Genomic DNA, 18,153 nt, shown 5'->3' with positions numbered 1-18,153 from the left:
TTAATCACGCTCCGCTTCCAGCGCTTTTCGTTTTCTATAAGGCATAATCAAAAGCCGCCAAACCCAATAACCGGTTGCTAACGCGTAAAGCACATTTTTTCCAAGAAACATCCAGTCAAAACCGGTATCTAACCAGTAACGAACAATGTCAATAATTGCCACTACAAAAAGTATTGAACAAACAACAGCAAGTAATAAGAGAATTGATTCTTTCAAATAAGACACTGCAACACCCCCAGGTTACTTACAAAATTTTAACTACGATAATTTCTCTAATACAGAAAGGCAAATCAGCGAATCCCAAACTATTAAGAGTTCGCATTTTAATCTGCTAATCGCTCAAGGCTGACAGAAAAATTTCTCACTGTTCGGCAGTATTGCTTTCTAAAGGCTCGCCTTCCTCATCCTGCAGCTGATTATCAAATGCTGCTTGAAGACCCGTTTCCTCTTCAGGCATGTCACCTTCATGTTCAGTATGCCCGGGATAAAATGGTGATATTAGTGCGATAAGAACGCCCACCGCTGCAAAGATAGAAAAGCTCTCGGCATAACCAAATTCACCGACTAGTAAGCCAATAATAGGCGACCCTGCTGCCTGGCCTAAGGCACAAGCTACAAAGGGCAGCACAGGTCCTATTGAAAGGCGACCAGGCAATAAGCGAATACCTGTCATCAAGTACAGACCGGTCAGACTCATGTAGGCCAAGCCGAAGATCAAAGCTGAAAACACGGCAAGATAGATTTGACTTGGGCTGGCGGCTAATAGAGTTAAACTGGTTGTTAGCATCATCAGCATTAGTGCATGCGTGATAGCCGGGTTATTTCTATCGGCCAAATCACTAATAATAGCGCCCCCCAAACCTGCAATACCTAAGGCCAACCATAACCAACCGCTTTGTTGAGATGATAATGAGCCCAAATTAGTGACTAAATCCGGCCCAAACGTCCAATAAGCTGAAGCGATAAAGCCCATGGCGAAAGCAAATAAAGATAGCTTTAATAAACGCCACCATTGTCTAGCTTTGATTTTCGGTGGTGGCGCTGCATTTGATGGGGTTAGCCTGGAAACCGAAGGAATTAAATACCAGGCAAGAAGAACCCCAATAACGGCTATTACCGTGAATGATAAATAGGCGTAGCGCCACGCCCCAACTAAAAATAATACAGCTGGAACAGAGAGCGCGACACCAATGCTTGTACCCGCATTCATTACTGAACTGACCCGTCCATGGATGGAGCGGTCGACCAAAGCCTGCATGGCTGAAGTTAAAGCGGGCATCATTAAACCAGTGCATATACCGCAAGCAAATACCCCTAAACCGAGACTTATGGGGCCAGTGGCCTGACTTACTGTAGCCAGACCGAGAACACTAAACAAAGCCGATAACACCGTCGTGTTACGGGCACCAAAATATTTGGTAACTAAAGGAGCCACCAAACTGATAAAAACGAAACTTATAAGGGGAAGTGCAGCGATAACACCTATTGTATTCGCGCTGATCTCTAGGTCAGCACGTATTTGCGGGACAAACAAACCGAAGGCGAAACGAGCTAAACCAAAGCTTATGGCAATAAGTGTGGCGCCTGTAAGCGCAAAGCGGATGCCTGAGACTTGTCCCATAAAAGCGTCTTAAACCGATGATTCATCCTATCAGTTTAAGACGCTTTTATGGGTTACGAAACCATTGGGTATGGTTACTGTCAATTCACATTAACTACTGCGTTTGCGTCCCGAACCGCTTTTAACATAGCTTGCGTGTCCTCAGATGAATACCAACGTCCGTTAGACATAACGCCCGAAATTGCTCTCGTATTGTGAATATCCGCCAGCGGGTTACTGTCCAGTACCACAAGGTCTGCCTGGTAGCCTGAGGCAATTACCCCAGTTTGCAGTCCCATCCACTGTGCGGTTTCAGCCGTCGCGCTTCTCAATGCCTCAGCTGGTTTATAGCCGGTACGAACCAGCGCAGCAAGCTCGTCGTGCATGGAAAACCCGGGAACCATCACAGGAACATTTGCATCAGTACCCGCCAGAACCTTGACCCTATTATCGCGCATAGCCTGCAAAAGTATCTGGTTGGCTTTTGCGTAAGCTTTCCAATAACGCTGATTACCGGGAACACGCTCTTCAGGATAGTCTTCCGGTAAACGATAAATGTTTACTTCGGGCAGCCACCCCATGACTTTAATACTTGGGTGTAGAGCCTCCGCAATTCCGCGGTTTACATGCTCTACGTGAACATGACTCAGTGCACTTTCTACGCTTATTTTCTGTACAAGAAAGCTCTCGACAAGCGCCAGAGTAGAAACCACCGCCATATTATTCTCTGCCAGACGGCTTGCTATGTCGGTACTACGCTTTTCTACAAACTCCAGAAAGGCCTCAGTATTATCGCGGCCATAGCCACCAAACTCACGGTCCAGGGCTTTAACAAACTCTTCAACATGGGCTATTTCTTTCAGGTTCGACGGCCAAAGCTCTGAAAGTGGCAGGTTATATGGAATATGCCCTAAAATTTGTATATCGCTATTAACCGCCTCTTCGTTAAAAGCAAAGAAGTGGTCATTGCTTAAAAGCGTGTAAATTTTTATGGCATCGTAGCCTGCGTCTTTAATCTCGTTTACCCGCTCAGGTATATCGTCGATATCGGCTACCGAGTTTATTTTTGCAGCCCAACGGTCGAACAAGCCAGCAATACCACTTGAGCTATTATGACGTCGGGTTGCCACAAATAAGTCCGGCCCCGGCCGTCCTGATGCAATTTCAGCACGCCATTGCAGGTGCTCTTCACTACCATTGAGCTCACGTACATGGGTGACGCCATTAGCCAGATACAACAACAAGTCATTCGGGCTTTGCCATAAGTGCACATGCGCATCAATAAGGCCGGGAATTATAAACTTACCCGTGCCATCAATGACTTGCGCATCCTCAGGTAATGAGAGGTCGCTCCCCACTTTTGTTATTTTGCCTTCTTGAATCAATACCGTCTGATTAGGCAGCATGTACTGTCCATTATCTGACAACACGTTTGCGTTGGTAATGGCGTAAGCGTCCTGAGTTTTTGCATAAAGCGCAGGGTCTACAACAGGAACATATTCTCCCCAGGCTTTATTCACCTGGTAGTACATAACACCGAAACTGGTCGCGCTGAGAGCAAGCAATAAAACAATTAACCACAAACCGAGTTTCTTTAAGTTTAAAGCTTTCATAACTAATTACCTTTGGTTCTGATAAGTGCATTCAGAATAGAAAGGCAACCCAATAAAAGCTGATCGATTATGAAAAATATCGCGTCAATTTTGAAAATTCTGAAGGTTTTTGCGAAATTGAGACGGCGTCACTCCGGTTTCTTTTTTGAAGGCACGATTAAAAGGCGGTAAAGAGTTAAACCCGTTATTCAGTGCAATGGTTAAAATGGGCAGGTGGTCGTTCTCCCGTTCTGAGAAGCAGTCCATCACGCCTTTAAGCCTGAAAGAGTTAATGTAATGGCTGAAGTTAGTGAAGCCCGTTTGGGTGTTTATCAAGGTTCTCAATTTATGCTCTGCTACCCCCAGCTTTTTGGCCAAATCAGCAATGGTCAGAGCTTCTTCTAAATACATCTTGTCTTGTGTCATTAGCTTGTCGAGTTCGGCCAGTATTCTTTTATCCACTGCTGACAATTGCTTTTTCTGAGACGCGTTCCGATAAAAAGTCAGCGCAGACGTGTCGCCCTTTAATACCCATAGGCTCATGGAAAAAATGGGAAGCCAGACGCTCAGCGCGTTAATTGTAGACTGGGCGCTTTGCAACCAAACAGAGCCCACCAAAACCGCGACCAAAACAGACGCTGAAATAATAAACAAAAAATAAAGTCGATAGGTACGCCGGGCTTCAATTAAGTCATCATTCCGGCCTATTAGCGTAACGAACACCATATGTGCCACCAGAAAAAGTGACAGCGTAATGACAACAATGGGCCACCACGCAGGCAGCTCATTCAACCAACCCAGCCAAACAGCCCGTTCAGCCAGCATAGAGGCGCTTACTGCAATTAAAGCAAGCCAATGGAGTTTTCCTGGCCTGAAATCTCGATGAAAAAGGGTTAACACAAATACCCAGGTAACCGGCAAAAGCAAAGTATCCAGTAACCGAAAGGGAACTTGCCACACCATAGGAAGCGCAAATTCAGCGGGCATAGAACCAAGCAGAAAGCTTGCCAGGCAGAGGTTTGTAGCCACCATTAAAGTACAGCGTCTGGAACGGGGCAGATCTTTAATTACCAGCACCGTCATAAGCAACAACAAGCCCAGTGCGGAAAACCGGATGAATGCGTCAATCAATAACATAAGCCTGTGCCTTGGGCTGTCCTGAGAATCAGTATCTTTAGTTAAATTATAACCAGCCTTGAGATAAAATCTGAAAATTAATCTAACCCGGCTTTGTCTTCCAAAATCAGCTCACCGTTAAGACTATGTAAAGCTATTCGGTAATTGCCAGCAGTCGCTGTCTACTTGGGCTATTTGTTCCAATCGGTTATTATTTATTCACATACACTTCGAAGGTTGCCTGCATGTCACACAACAAATTTGACATTATACCTGCTGCCAGCTTTTCTAATATTGGGTTAGAAATGATTCCGCCGTTTCCAGGCCTCTCCAGCTGGGTTCAGTGCTTGTGGGTTAATAATGACTTAAAAAACAGTTCGCGCCATGTTGAAGAAAAACTCTATCCCGATGCGGGGTCCAGTTTAACTTTTGAAATACGTAATACTCGGATCAATGCTCGTTATTTTCACCATACTCGAGTCGTTACTCACCGTTGGGATACATCAACAAGGTACATTAGCGTACGATTCCGCCCGGGAGGCGCGAAAGCACTGCTGAGGCTGGACATCGATGATTCGCAGAACATCGAAATAGAGTTGCTCGACACAGCCTTTTCTCAACAACTCAGTTTACAGCCATTAATGGACATGCTGCCCACTCTATCGGCAGACCAACAAGTACAGGCGGTACAAAACTGGTTACTGACGCTGAGTTATCGTGCTCAAGAACCGAATCGTAAGTGGTCGACTTTATTGGCTCATGCGTCCACCTATTTAATACCGCCTCAGCAACTGGCATTACAGAATGGATTTAGTCGACGCACACTGGAAAGGCAATTGCGCAAATACTTAGGTTTTACACCAAATCAGCTGCACGGCTTTGCTCAAATTCGAGCCGCCCGACAATATTTGATTTTGACACCAGACAGTCTCAGCGACATTGCTCTTGCCTGTGGCTACTTCGATCAAGCGCACTTTACAAATGCTTTCCGTGAGCAAACCTTGGAAACGCCACTGCAATACCGCCAAAGAAAAATGTCGCAAATCTCCAATCGATAGCTAGCGAATGTTCCTAAAGTATCCGGAGTTAATCTTTGGAGGACATTATGCAACACCGAATTTCACAATCTTCACTTTATAAACAATGCCCGCGCCTGGTGACTCATTTAACCGCGTTAGGCGATGTACCGGAATCAGTAAATCTGTCTCCGCAACTTCTGCATCTCGTCAGACTGCGCGCATCACAACTAAACCACTGTGGCTTTTGTCAGAAAATGCATACCGATGAAGCCCGAGCTGATGGTGAACTCCAGTCAAGGCTAGATGTGCTTCCGGCCTGGAAAGAATTATCGTGTTTTACCGCAGAAGAACGGGCTGCTTTGGCCTGGACGGAAGCACTAACGCTAATCAACCATGTAGAAATCACAGATGCTGTCTTTCAGTCGGCACTGGATGCTTTTGGAGAAAGTGGGTTAATTGAATTGACTACGGTCATAGTACAGATAAATAGCTGGAATCGTATTGCAGTGAGCTTCCGTTTCCAACCCGACATAAAATAATGGGCCGTAGTATGAAAGCAACTTTCTTACAGCGCCTTCAAAAAAACACATTAGGGATATTGGCTAGCTTGTCGTTCTTCTTTGGGAGCATGCTATTTCTACCCACTTTCGCAAGCTATGCAACGGTCGGTGTGTGGCTCTTCATGACAGGATCAGCGTTGATGTTTATCGATATTATTCGCTCACTAAATGATTAGTGGGCGAATAGACCAGCGAGTCAATTACTGGACCAAGACACTCTATTTCTTCCATCTCTTTTACTTTTATAAAGAGCTAAATCGGCCTTTTTGTAGGCGCTGTTAAATTCATCTTCAGCCTTTAACTCTGTCGCACCAATCGAGACCGTGACCTTAATAGACTGATTTTTATCAATAGTAATAGCGTTGCCCTCAATCGCTGTGCGCACTTTTTCCAAAACTCTTTCGGCTTTCTCTCGGGGAAGATCAGTCAAAAGCAGGGCAAATTCTTCTCCGCCAACCCGCGATACGCAATCACTAATACGTACAAGTCCAGCTATTTTACGAGCCGTTTGCTGCAAAACCTCATCACCTGCGTCATGACCGTAGTTATCATTTACTTTTTTAAAATGATCAACATCGATGATGGCAAAGCAAGTAACATTTGCGAACTTATTATCGTTGGGCTCCAGCTCTTCAAATCTCTCAGTAATAAACAACCGATTCGACAGTCCGGTTAAAAAATCGGTATAAGCAAGTTTCTCTAACCTCTTAGTCTTAGACGAGTTAATAATAATAGTCTCAATAGCAGAGCAAATTAAACTCATTAACTCAATATCGAGCTCGGTAAACGGTGTAAGCCGTGTCTCAGGACTAGTGAAGTTTAACGTTCCCCAGGTTATCCCATTAACTCTTATAGGCAGCCCCAGGTAGGTTTGCAGTTGAAATTTTTCATAGCAGGGGTGGCCTGAATATTCGTCGCTTTCAGAAGCATGCGTAGTTGTAATGACCTCATTAGCCGTCAACGTCACCGAGCAATAAGTATCGCCTAACGGAAAAGTTGTTTCAGCAGGGATATCTGCTGTTTCCGAGTACGAATATTTAACCGTGTAAGTATCATTCTCAACATGGCTTACAAGCCCTGTTTGAACATTTAAATAATGACAACCCAGTTTAAGCAAGTTATTGATACGTTCGGTTGATAATACCTGTGACTGGCAATTTACTACATCGTGAACCGCTCGCAGCACTTCGGCTGCACTCGCATATTCGGTCACATCGTTTATAACCGCGAAAAATCCATTAACTTTTTTACTCAAGCCTTCAAAGTTAGGAACATACTTGATATCCAGTAGAATAGTGCGCCCGTCTCTCAGGTTCACTTTATCAGTAAAGCCTATTTCCTCGCCTTTCAGTACTCGATCATGAAGCTCCGAAATTTTTCCATAAGACTCTTCCCCAACAACCTCGGCAATACTCTTACCTTTAATGTTTTTGAGTTTTACACCGAAAAAGCCCTCATAGGCAGTGTTGACGAATTTGTAACGACGCTCATTATCCACAAAGGCAAGCAGGTAGGGCAGCACGTTTGATAACTTCTTAAAGGAGCGATCTACTTTCATGATTTGGCTCGAATTTCTGCTGAGTCATTCTAATTTTAGCATACACAGGTGTTTTGACTGTGTACACCTAGTTACTACTAGAGAAAGTTCCTCCCAAATTGCAATTTCCCCTTTACCTCCACCACTCATCTCGCTTATGCTAAATAGCCGTTTAGACGTCTAAACGGCTTATTAATTCATTTTGTGAGGTATTTAATGAAATCAAAGTTCTTTACGTTATCAACTATTGCCGCTGGGCTTATCGCTGCATCGGCATCCCCAGCTCTGTTAGCCAATGATGCTAGCTCCGAGCTGGAACGCATTAGTGTTACGGGTTCCTACATTAAACGGGCCCAGAATGAAGACGCCACGCCGTTGCAAATTATTGATGCCAGCGACATATCGGCCAGTGGTGAAATTACGCTCACAGACTTGCTGCGTGACTTAACGGTGAATACCGGTAACAGTTACGACGAGCAATACACCAGCAGCTTTTCGGCGGGTTCGGCTTCGGTTGGCTTACGCGGCTTAAGCCCCAAAAACACGCTTATTCTGGTGAATGGTCAGCGGGTGTCTAACTACGGTTTTGCGTTGGGGACTCAGGATACCTTCGTTGACTTAAACGCGTTACCTTTAGGCGCGGTGGAGCGCATAGAGGTACTGAAAGACGGCGCTTCCGCAGTATATGGCTCGGACGCTATTGCCGGGGTTATCAACATTATTTTGCGCAACAATGTACAAAGCACGCAATTTCGGGCGGGTGTCGGCGGTGCCAGCGAAGGTTCATTAACGCAATACAGTGCGGGCGTTATCAGCGGGTTTGGCGACATAGCAGACGACGGCTATAACCTGACGTTCAGCTACGACTATCTGACCCGCGAGCGGTTAAACGCCAATGACCGCGACTTTACCCGTTCCGGAGACTTTCGCGACAAGCCCGGCGGGCGCCTGGCTGGTTGGTCGTCGCAGGGCGGTAACTATTTAAGTGATCCGCAGAACCCTCAGGCTTTTGAGAACTGCCCGGGCCATTCTGAAAAAAGAGACCGAAGCGATTTTACCCCCGGCGCAGACGGCCAGGTGTGTGCCTTTAACGCTCAGCCATACAACACGCTTCAGCCAGAAGTTGAGCGACATCAGTTCTCACTGCAGGGCACTTTGCAGCTTACCGAGGACATACAGGCGTACAGTGACTTTCTTTACAGCAATAATCGTTCAAGCCACGTATTTGGTGCGCCGTTAAGCGTTGGTGCAGGACTACGGGCTTACAATCAGGAAACCGGCAGTTTAGTCGATATTCCGGTGGAACTACCGGTGGGGCATCCGGGTAACCCGGGTTCAGAGGCCTTACCTTTTGAATACACCTTTTTTGATGTAGGCGAGCGCGTAAAAGCCAATAAACAAGACTTTCACCGCTTTCTGGCTGGTGTAAATTACCGTGGCTTAGACTGGGACTGGTCGGTCAATGTGCTGAACTCACAAAGCCGCCAGCGCGAGTACGTTGATAACTTTATTAACCGCTACACTTTTGAAGATGTGCTGGCCAGTGGCGAATATGACTTCGTTAACGGCAACAATGACCCGGCAACCATTGAAGCGTTACGCATTGATACGCGTCGTCCGGGCTTTTACGAGCTAAACAGTATCAACGCTAATGCCAGCACCATTTTAAAAGAGCTGGATAACGGGCCGCTAAGCGTTGCTTTTGGTGTCGACTGGCGAGAAGAAGAAATGGATGCGGGAACCTCACCGGAGGTTTTGTCGGGCACCGAACTGCGTCCGGCTATCAACCTGGTTAAAGGGAAACGACAAGTTGCCGCAGGCTTTGTTGAGCTGGACGTCCCTGTTGTCGAAAACCTGAATGTGAACCTTGCCGGCCGCTATGACCATTATGATGATTTTGGCTCAGCCTGGTCACCTAAAGTGGCGTTCCACTATGTATTAGGCGACGACTGGTTGCTGCGCGGTTCCTGGTCTCGCGGCTTCCGTGCACCATCGCTTCCGGAAATTGCAGAAAGCAACACCATCAGTTATGGCTCGGTTATAGACCCTAACGACCCTATTAATCCGGGCGCGAGTCGTGGTTTCACGCAAGTGCGTACAGGTAACTCTGAGCTTGATGCCGAACGCTCAACCAACCTCAATGGGGGTATTATCTGGTCGCCGCAAGCAGGTGCCAGCATAGCTGTGGATGTATTCGAAATTGAACAGGACGACATTATTGCCCCCGACAACGCGCAGTTTATTGTCAATAATGAAGACCTGTACGCTGACCGCATACAGCGTGACGATGCCGGACGACTGCAAATTATCAGCAACCAATACCGCAATCAGGGCACACGCTCTACCCGCGGCTTCGATATTGATGCGAATTACCAAGTGCAGTTAAGCAACTCGACGCTTCAGCTTCAAAGCACCTGGTCACGGCTTTTGGAATACGAGCAGGCATTAGTTGCCGGTCAGGAACCTACTGACGGTGCTGGCGGTAATATTCTGGGCGCACTGCCTAAGTGGAAAGGCAACAATCAGTTGCGTTGGCTTGTTAGTGACTGGCAATGGGGCGTCAGCCTTAACTACACCGGCAGCTATGAGCAACAGGTGGCCACACAAAGCAGCAACCCGGGTTTAGATGAAAAGGTCGACAGCTACTGGCAGGTTGACTCGCAGCTGGTTTATCAGGGTTTTGGTGACACTCAACTGACCCTGAATATCAGCAACCTGTTCGACGAGCAGCCGCCGTTTGACCCGGCTGGTGGTGCCTACGGATACGATATGACCCAATACAATCTGCGCGGTCGTACAGCTAACCTATCCATTGTTCATAATTTTTAGTAGAAAATATCAGCGGGGTCAGAAAAATTTCTTCTGACCCTATTTTGTAAACGTGTGATCTAAACACCCCTCTTACGCTATAGTACAAGGAGTCTTAATAAAGGAAGCTTGCGCTTATGAAAAAATGGATCTGGATAATTGCATCGGGAGTTACCGCACTAGCGGCGGTTAATGTCCAGGCGCAAGAACTGTCTGATATGCAGCAATGTCTGCTGGATGAAATGAACAACACTAAGGCTGACGCCACCATTGCAGATATTCGCTCTACCTGCGAAGAACAACTGCGGTCAGCTGAGAATGACGAAGATATAGTGGAAGTCGATGCGGTTGAAGACCCCGGTGCTTTAACCAGCCGCATGAAAAGCGAACAAGTTACCCAGTTTGACCCTTATGTATTAACACCGCACCGTCGTAACTATTTATTACCCGTTATTACCACGAACAACATTAACCGCCTGCAATATGCCGATGTTGAAGGTTACGAGCAGAACCTGGAAGACTATGAAGCAAAGTTCCAATTAAGTTTCAAAGTGCCTTTTAACAAAGAAAGTTTGCTGTTTGAAGACGACCAGTTGTTTTTTGGCTTAACCGTGCAGTCCTGGTGGCAGGTGTATTCCAGTAATATTTCTAAACCATTCCGCGAAACCAACTACATGCCCGAGGTTTTTTATGCCACTTCAACCGGCTGGCACCCTTTTGGTACCAATACCGCGTTAGTTTTCGGTTTAGAGCATTTGTCTAATGGGCGTAGCCAGCCATTGTCACGCAGCTGGAACCGCGGTTACATGCAATTTGTGGTAGAAAAAGGCCGCTTCGTTTTCTCGCTGAAACCCTGGTTACGTTTTCAGGAAGACGCCAAAACAGACCCCATGCAATCGAGTGGTGACGACAACCCGGATATTACCGATTACGTGGGTGACTATGAATTCACCACCGCCTATAACGATGGTGACTTCGAGTACATTCTCAGGCTCCGCCATGCCGTGGATACCGGCAGAGGGTCGGCAGAGCTTAACTGGACATTCCCTATTGGCGGGAAGTTTATTGGCTATACCTCAATTTTCACCGGTTACGGAGAGAGCCTGATTGACTACAATCACAAGCAGACTCGCTTTGGTATCGGTATAGCCTTAAACAACATTCTATAAGGGTTTAGAAACTATAGGCGGCTGACAACCATAAGCGTCGGCCGTCTTCAACATAGCCGTACTCTTCTACACCAATTTCCTTGTCGAATAAGTTGTAAACACCCGCAGCCAGCTTTAAGTCACGCGTAACAAAGTAGTTCACACCAAAATCCGCCAGTGTATAAGACGGCGCGACCAGAGAGCCCTGTGAAGGCCCTGTTGTCGGCTGGCTCTCTTCACCACGATAATGCACACGCAACCAACTGTTCCAGCGCTTACCTGGCTTCCAGTTCAGTGAGGTTTGTACTAAGTGCTTAGGTAGCTGGTTTAATGGCTCACCTTTATATTCACCCGATTTTTGCTCAGAGTCGGTGTAGGTATAGTTACCTTTCAGTGACCACTCCCGGCTGAAATGCGTACTTAAAGTCATTTCAATACCGCGAGTAACGGCTTCATCAATGTTAATTCGGGTGGTTGGCATAGAGCCAAATTGATTAGGCCCTGCATCGCAAATGCTTTCAGGGCAGTCTACCCGGGTGATTTTGTCGTCAAACTCATTGTAGAACACGGTAATTGAGGTTGAGCTACGACGTCCCCAGTCCGTGTATAACCCTAACTCGTAGTTGGTCGAAGTTTCAGCTTCTAAATCCGGATTACCATAAACATTACCGCCGCGGCTGACCTGTCCCCAGTCAGCGGTTGTTTCACGCAGGCTTGGCGCACGGAACCCGGTAGAAACACCACCTTTAATGGTTGTGGCATCGCTTAGAGTATAAACACCGTAAACACGTGGACTTAAATGTCCACCAAACACGTCGTCGTCATCATAACGGACACCGGTTGTCAGGCTGAATTTATCAAATAGTGGCCAGGCAGTTTCTGCAAAGGCCGACCATTGCGAGCCTTCAATGCGGTTACGATCACTTATTTGGTTACTGGTTAAATCTTCCAGCTCTTCCTTTTGGTACGCCACGCCAAGATTCATAGAGCTTTCTTCAAGCAGTGGTACGTTCCAGTGACTCTGAAAATCGGTGTTTTTAATGGTCATAAGACGCGCTTTGTTTTCATATTCATCGCGCTTTAAATAACTGCGGGCGCCCACCAGACCCCACTGACCATTATGGGCAATGGACATGCTGGTATTATCATATTCAGTGGTTGATGACTCCGGGCAGCCACGACGACCGCATTCCTCGCCCGGCGCCAGCGGTTCAATGGTTTTGCCGACAGAAGCGTCGATGCTTTGCTTAGCGGTACCCACTTCAAACAAAATTTCATGGTCGCGGTTTGGTGTGTAAGCCAGTTTTAAGTCCGCATCTTCTGCGGTTTTATCCCGGTAGCCAGAAACAATTTCATCTTCCAGACGACGCGTATAACCGGCCGACAACTGAATGCCCAAAGTGTCTTTAATTAACGAGCCGGAGGTGAACAAGTTGGTCTGGTAGCTATTGCCTGACTCCGAACGTTCCTGCAAAGTGCCATCAACGCGAATTTCCGAGCGCCATTCTTCCGGTGTTTTACGGGTAATGATATTGATAACGCCGCCTATCGCATCCGAACCGTAAAGAGACGACATTGGCCCCCGAATAACCTCTATGCGATCAATTGCCGCCAGTGGAGGTGTCCAGGCACCTTCAACGCCGGGCCCGTCACTGTTTGGGCGGGTTTCGCGCGAGCTCTGGCGCTGGCCGTCGACCAAAATCAATGTGTAGTCGGCACCCATACCACGCAGGCTGATGTCCTGCCGGTCACCGCCGCCGGTCACAATAACGCCCGGGGCGTCAGTCATGGCATCGGTTAAGTCTTTATAAAAACGCTGAGAAAGGTCTTTTCTGTCAATAACAGAGATTGAAGCGGGCGCTTCTTTCAACTGCTGTGCAACACCTGATGCCGTTACCACCATGACTTCCATATCTTTATGTTTATGATGTTTTCTTTTAGGCTTTTCCTGTTCCTGAGCCTGAGCAACGCCTACTGCTGATGCTACAGTTAATGCTAAAATGCTCAATTTTAAGCCGCTGATACTGCAATTCATGTTCATCCCCTAATGAATTATAAATGCGAATTATTTTCATTAGCGATTTTAACTGGTACTATGGAATCAGCAATTACAAAAATATTGAAAGCTTCTTTAGCAGGACTTAACACATGAATCCGAAAATGATTCGATCATTAAAAGCTTTTACCCGTACGGTAGAACTCAACAGCATGAGTGCTGCTGCAAATGAACTGCATATGACAGTGTCCGCTATTAGCCAACAGCTGCAGCGACTGGAAAACGACAACGGAATTTCGCTTTTTCACCGTAATACCCGTTCCCTTTCACTTACCGAAGCCGGTCAGGTTTTTTATCAATCGTGCCTCGATATGCTGGCTATTGCAGCGAAAAACCAGGAACGTTGGGACCAGCTAACGAATCAGCCGCAAGGGCAAATAAAAATTATTGCGCCCGTGGGTTTTGGCGGAGGCTTGTTAAGTGAGCCACTAAAACAGCTGCAGCAAGAGTTTACTAACGTGAGCTTTCAGCTGCATATGACCGATGAGCCTATTGACCTCATTACCTCGGGGGCAGATTTGGCTATTCGCATTGGTCCGCTGGCCGATTCAACCTTATACGCCAGACATTTGGCTGACTGGCACCTGATCCCTTGTATTGCTGCTGAGCATCCTGCGGCTAAAAACTCGATAAAAAGCTTTAAAGATTTACCCGAAGGTTGTTTTATTGGGCACATACCCAGCTTACCCAACAAAGACTTCCCCAAGCCTAAGGTGCTGCTGAACAACATGCAGACGGTAGTCCAGTTGACGCTAGATGGTGTTGGCTATGCGCTACTTCCGGAGCCGGAAATTAAACATTACATTGAGAGTGGGCGCTTACTGCGTTTGTTGCCAGAGTGGGAAGGCAGTCCGTACAGTGTACACGCCGTGTTGCCTATTAAAGACAACATACCGGCGAAAACTGAACGGACTATTGAGGTGCTAAGCCATTTCTTTCATCGACTGTAACGAATGATCAACTTCGCTTTCGCCAGCCATTAGGTCGAAAGCTCTCATCTCAGTGCCACTTTCATCCAGGCAACGGCGTAGCACACTGGCAACATCCTCGCGCGGGATTGACCCCGGTGCCAACGATTCACCAACAACCACTTTACCGGTGGCTTCTTCGTCGGTTAAGGCCCCTGGACGTACAATGGTCCAGTTGAGTTTGGTGCGCATTAATTCGCGGTCAGCGTAATGTTTGGCGGCATAATAAGGAAGCAGAGCTTCAGCCCAGTTCTCACGGTTATTCGACTGCCAGGCACTGACCATAACAAAACGTTTTACGCCCACAGATTCCGCTGCTTCCATGGTTTTCACTGCACCGTCCAGGTCGACTAATAAGGTTTTGTCGTCACCAGAGCTTCCACCAGAACCTGCCGTAAATACCACGGCATCAACGCCCTGAAGCAGCTCTTCCAATTTTGAAACGGAGCCTTCTAAATCACCCAATTTGGCCGTTACTCCGCGGCCTTCCCAGGCTTTTTGCTGCTCTTCCTTACGCACTACCGCAATCACTTCATGTTTTTTTGCGTGTTGCATCTGTTCAACTAAATGCTGACCAATTTTTCCATTTGCGCCTATAACTGCTACTTTCATCATCGACCTCCATGAGTGTTTCGTGTCTGAGTTTACGTAACAAAAGCTTAGTTTAGATCGCTCATTTACACCGATTTACAGGCACAAAAAAAGGCAACCCGAGGGTTGCCCTTTTAGACTTCGAGGCGCGTAATTAAAGCGCTACGATGTTTTCAGCCTGAGGACCTTTAGGGCCTTGAGTTACTGCGAACTCAACGCGCTGGCCTTCAGTTAAGGTTTTGAAACCGTCGCTAGAAATAGCGCTGAAATGTGCGAAAACGTCTGCGCCGTTTTCACGTTCGATGAAACCGAAGCCTTTTGCTTCGTTAAACCATTTTACTGAACCAGTAATTTTCTCTGACATAATATATCTTCCTGTAACTTTTAAGTATGTGGTCATTTAGACCGATGGTGCGGGTAATAATAAGAACTTAGAACTACAGGACGATGGTATTAATAATAATAGGTCAACGAAGTGGAGTTTTTTAACTAACTGTCTTTCTATCTATCCGACCCCTCGCAGTCTACGCTTATTACACTGCGAGTCAAACCATTTACCAAGTTATTTTCATAATAAAGTTAAACATCACTTCATGGTTCTACAGAGCAATCAATTGTAATTAATGTGGCATTACAAATAGTGTAGTAACAACTCGCACTCTAGGCCGTCAATATTGCTTTAAAAAAGCCAGCGCCTTTACGTCGGGCAAACTCAATATTGCGTTCAGGAATTGATTCAGGATCGTCATAATTATCGAGAGCTTCTTCAATACTGGCCTCACGCAGGAGATGTAAAGTTGGATACGGGGCTCGGTTGGTATAATTTGCAGGATCGTCCTGAGGCTCGCCCTCAAAGCAGTAATCGGGATGAAAATGCGCCAGCTGGTAAATACCTTCGTAACCTTCCTCAACAAGCAAAGCATCGGCGACATCAACCAAATTTAGAAATTCGTAAAAGCCTTCAAACCCCGACGGTAAAATAAACAGGGTGGTTTCGGTTTCAGGTGTGGTATCCAGGTGTTTAGCTTCATCCAGCAGCTGCTGTAAAACAGCCTGTGGCTTGCGATTTTCGGCTACACTATAGCGAATACTCTTGCGCTCAACTTCGCGGCGCGCAAAAGGGCAGATGTTGTACTTTACAATCAGCTGTTGCACCCAGTACCGAGTTTGCTCAATAATCTGGTGGGTATCGGTCGTCATATTTCTTATCTTCGCTAAAAAGGGCGTCACTTTGCCATGAAATCACTTGAACTCAAAATACCACCTTTGCTGGTTGTTGCCATAGTCGCCGGTTTAATGTGGTTAACGGCTCACTATACGCAGGCCTTTAACCAATTTTATGTCGGCCAGCGCGCCGCAGCTATTTTTCTATTGGTCTTAGGAGTCTTGTTGCCCTTGCTTGGCGTTATTGGTTTTCGCAGAGCACAAACCACGGTAGACCCACGCGCTCCGAATAAAAGCACCGAGCTTGTCACCACAGGAGTATACCAAAGAACACGTAACCCTATGTATTTAGGCTTTTTCTTTTTGCTTATGGCTTGGGGTGTGTTTCTGGGGAGTGTCTTTTCTTTATGGGGGCTGGCGTTGTATGTCGCCTATATGCACCGCTTTCAAATTCTGCCGGAAGAACGTATGTTAACCGAAACTTTTGGTGAAGCTTACAAAAGCTATTGTCGTAAAATCGGGCGCTGGTGGTAACCGGCAGCTTTAGAATAACTGCCGGTGTTTTAAGCTCCGGCCTAGTAAAGTTAAGCCTGACAAACTAAACCATAACGCGATGGTAGCGGCAATAATGTTCAGTAAGCTGTTAAAGTCGCGTTCGCCACTGTAATCCATAAAGTGTAAACGAAACATCCAGTCACTTAGCCACCAACTATTATTACGGTGATCAACCACTTCACCAGAGGCAGCGTCTACATACACTCGCGTACGAATATCGTCGGTAAAAGTGACTCTGTAACCGGGCTTGTGCCAGTCAATAATTTCGTCACTACCCGTTACAGCCTGTACTTCGTTAACTGAACCCGGCCCGTTATAGCTTTGTCGCGCCAGTTTTGCGGCCAGTGGCGCAGATGTTTGCCAACGCTCTCCGGTCTGGGCATTCACATAATGTCTGGAGCCATCAATTGTCAGAACAACATACTGAGCCGTTTCCGAAATTGAGCGTATTTCCACACTTTTAACGTTATCAAAACGCTCAATTAAGGCGTTTTCAGGGTAAAAAACAGCCTCTACCGGCGCTTTCGGAATACTTTGAAAGTAATGATGAGCAGCCAGGCTCTGGTGACCCACCCAACCGAAGTATAGACCACTAACCAGCCAGATAAGCACTTGTATAAGAATGACCAAACTCAGCCAACGATGCAGCTTACGCACAAACCTCATGCAGTTCGCCTGCTTGTTCTACGCGGCCGGAAACGGAAGTAAAGCAGAGCCGTGCCAGTTATTACAAAAAGTATATTCGCGACGCTAAATGCCTTTAACCACCAGGTTTCAATATCCACGCGGTCTTGGTAATCCATTATGTGAAGCATCCAGAAAAAGTCGAACAGTCGCCAGAAGTTATGTCGTTTGCTTACCAGCTCCCCGGTTGTCGCCGAGAAGTACAAGGTAGCACCGGCCAAATCATTAAAATCTACTCGCCATGCGGGTAACAAAGCAGGGTTAAGTTCACCCGGGGCCCGGTCTTCAATATAGCTAACCTGGGCTTTGGTCTCTTCGTTACCGGTATAGTGTTGGCGGGCGATATAACCAATATCCATGCGGTCAAGTTTAACTGGCTCCAAAGATTCCGCGCTCAGCAATTGCGTACCGGTTTGGCTTTCAACGCGGTAAACCGTCTGCAAAGAACCATCTACCCATTGGCGCATAAGTCGCACCGACGTGGCTTGCGGATGTTGCTCTAAGACCCAGCTTACCGGCGAAATTAACGTGTTCTCAGCTATAGGTTGCTCAAGCTTTTTCACCAGATGGTCGCCGTGAATGAAGCTTAAATCAAAGAACACCATATAGGCGCCACTAATGCTCCATACCACTAACTGCAGGCCAAAAAGAAGAGATAACCAGCGGTGCCAGATGCGCCATTGTCGTAATTTCATCAGGGTTATCCGTGCCCGCTGCGTTTAAGTTAAGCCTCTAAAATTATCGACTTGCCCTGT

General features: G+C 46.7%; 18 protein-coding genes. 7 read left to right on the top strand and 11 right to left on the bottom strand.

Annotated features, from left to right (window positions below; translation table 11 throughout):
* From ACN0RF_RS09855 to ACN0RF_RS09840, 4 genes are all read right to left on the bottom strand, one after another.
* Entirely contained in the window at positions 1-225 is a 225-nt protein-coding gene (locus ACN0RF_RS09855) for a hypothetical protein (protein WP_417438860.1), read from the bottom strand.
* A gap of 136 nt (positions 226-361) precedes the next feature.
* Positions 362-1,621, bottom strand: a complete 1,260-nt coding sequence (locus tag ACN0RF_RS09850) for a CynX/NimT family MFS transporter (protein WP_417438859.1) — start codon at positions 1,619-1,621, stop codon at positions 362-364.
* An 80-nt stretch (positions 1,622-1,701) separates the two neighbouring features.
* Positions 1,702-3,213, bottom strand: a complete 1,512-nt coding sequence (locus ACN0RF_RS09845; protein ID WP_417438858.1) for an amidohydrolase family protein — start codon at positions 3,211-3,213, stop codon at positions 1,702-1,704.
* Positions 3,214-3,297: 84 nt separating this feature from the next.
* Entirely contained in the window at positions 3,298-4,329 is a 1,032-nt protein-coding gene (locus tag ACN0RF_RS09840) for a helix-turn-helix domain-containing protein (protein WP_034822840.1), read from the bottom strand.
* Positions 4,330-4,553: 224 nt separating this feature from the next.
* Between ACN0RF_RS09840 and ACN0RF_RS09835 the strand changes: the two genes are divergently transcribed.
* From ACN0RF_RS09835 to ACN0RF_RS09825, 3 genes are read left to right on the top strand one after another with little or no spacing between them, the layout of a single operon-like run.
* Positions 4,554-5,366, top strand: coding sequence for a helix-turn-helix domain-containing protein (locus ACN0RF_RS09835; RefSeq protein WP_417438857.1), 813 nt, complete (start codon positions 4,554-4,556; stop codon positions 5,364-5,366).
* 47 nt (positions 5,367-5,413) lie between these two features.
* Complete coding sequence (locus tag ACN0RF_RS09830) at positions 5,414-5,866, top strand: carboxymuconolactone decarboxylase family protein (protein WP_016341409.1); 453 nt, start codon at positions 5,414-5,416, stop codon at positions 5,864-5,866.
* Positions 5,866-6,063: a YrhK family protein gene (locus tag ACN0RF_RS09825; RefSeq protein ID WP_417438856.1), complete on the top strand. Its 198-nt coding sequence runs from the start codon at positions 5,866-5,868 to the stop codon at positions 6,061-6,063. The genes ACN0RF_RS09830 and ACN0RF_RS09825 overlap by 1 nt, the downstream gene beginning before the upstream one ends.
* A gap of 20 nt (positions 6,064-6,083) precedes the next feature.
* Here ACN0RF_RS09825 and ACN0RF_RS09820 read toward each other — a convergent pair whose 3' ends face one another.
* A complete protein-coding gene (locus ACN0RF_RS09820; protein ID WP_011235711.1) occupies positions 6,084-7,445 on the bottom strand; it encodes a diguanylate cyclase in 1,362 nt (453 codons plus the stop codon).
* A 195-nt stretch (positions 7,446-7,640) separates the two neighbouring features.
* Between ACN0RF_RS09820 and ACN0RF_RS09815 the strand changes: the two genes are divergently transcribed.
* Together ACN0RF_RS09815 and ACN0RF_RS09810 are read left to right on the top strand one after the other, a co-directional pair.
* Positions 7,641-10,253, top strand: coding sequence for a TonB-dependent receptor plug domain-containing protein (locus ACN0RF_RS09815; RefSeq protein WP_417438855.1), 2,613 nt, complete (start codon positions 7,641-7,643; stop codon positions 10,251-10,253).
* Between the two features lie 116 nt (positions 10,254-10,369).
* Entirely contained in the window at positions 10,370-11,401 is a 1,032-nt protein-coding gene (locus tag ACN0RF_RS09810; protein ID WP_011235713.1) for a phospholipase A, read from the top strand.
* Positions 11,402-11,405: 4 nt separating this feature from the next.
* On the opposite strand, the gene ACN0RF_RS09805 is transcribed toward ACN0RF_RS09810, so the two are convergent.
* The gene (locus ACN0RF_RS09805) at positions 11,406-13,415 is read right to left on the bottom strand and encodes a ligand-gated channel protein (protein ID WP_417438854.1); all 2,010 of its coding nucleotides are present in this window, start codon (positions 13,413-13,415) and stop codon (positions 11,406-11,408) included.
* A 113-nt stretch (positions 13,416-13,528) separates the two neighbouring features.
* Here ACN0RF_RS09805 and ACN0RF_RS09800 point away from each other — a divergent pair, with 113 nt between their 5' ends.
* On the top strand, positions 13,529-14,386 hold the full coding sequence (locus ACN0RF_RS09800; protein ID WP_034822844.1) for a LysR family transcriptional regulator: 858 nt from the start codon (positions 13,529-13,531) through the stop codon (positions 14,384-14,386).
* Here ACN0RF_RS09800 and ACN0RF_RS09795 read toward each other — a convergent pair.
* The 3 genes from ACN0RF_RS09795 to ACN0RF_RS09785 form a co-directional block, all read right to left on the bottom strand.
* Positions 14,360-15,019, bottom strand: a complete 660-nt coding sequence (locus ACN0RF_RS09795; RefSeq protein WP_417438853.1) for an SDR family oxidoreductase — start codon at positions 15,017-15,019, stop codon at positions 14,360-14,362. The two genes, ACN0RF_RS09800 and ACN0RF_RS09795, sit on opposite strands and share 27 nt — an antisense overlap.
* A 130-nt stretch (positions 15,020-15,149) precedes the next feature.
* Positions 15,150-15,359: a cold-shock protein gene (locus ACN0RF_RS09790; protein WP_011235717.1), complete on the bottom strand. Its 210-nt coding sequence runs from the start codon at positions 15,357-15,359 to the stop codon at positions 15,150-15,152.
* A 296-nt stretch (positions 15,360-15,655) separates the two neighbouring features.
* A complete protein-coding gene (locus ACN0RF_RS09785; protein WP_417438852.1) occupies positions 15,656-16,195 on the bottom strand; it encodes a DUF1415 domain-containing protein in 540 nt (179 codons plus the stop codon).
* A 36-nt stretch (positions 16,196-16,231) separates the two neighbouring features.
* Here ACN0RF_RS09785 and ACN0RF_RS09780 point away from each other — a divergent pair, with 36 nt between their 5' ends.
* On the top strand, positions 16,232-16,693 hold the full coding sequence (locus tag ACN0RF_RS09780) for a methyltransferase family protein (protein WP_417438851.1): 462 nt from the start codon (positions 16,232-16,234) through the stop codon (positions 16,691-16,693).
* Positions 16,694-16,702: 9 nt separating this feature from the next.
* Here the strand turns inward: ACN0RF_RS09780 and ACN0RF_RS09775 are convergent, their stop codons facing one another.
* Together ACN0RF_RS09775 and ACN0RF_RS09770 are read right to left on the bottom strand one after the other, a co-directional pair.
* Positions 16,703-17,380 carry a PepSY domain-containing protein gene (locus ACN0RF_RS09775; protein ID WP_417438850.1) on the bottom strand — a complete coding sequence of 226 codons (678 nt, stop codon included), beginning with the start codon at positions 17,378-17,380 and terminating at the stop codon, positions 16,703-16,705.
* A complete protein-coding gene (locus ACN0RF_RS09770; RefSeq protein WP_417438849.1) occupies positions 17,377-18,093 on the bottom strand; it encodes a PepSY domain-containing protein in 717 nt (238 codons plus the stop codon). The genes ACN0RF_RS09775 and ACN0RF_RS09770 overlap by 4 nt, the downstream gene beginning before the upstream one ends.
* Between the last annotated feature and the right edge of the window lie 60 nt (positions 18,094-18,153).

Source organism: Idiomarina sp. (genome assembly GCF_048260185.1).
Lineage (GTDB): Bacteria > Pseudomonadota > Gammaproteobacteria > Enterobacterales > Alteromonadaceae > Idiomarina.
Note: the sequence above shows the minus strand (reverse complement) of the source record. Positions and strands in the feature narration are given on the sequence as shown.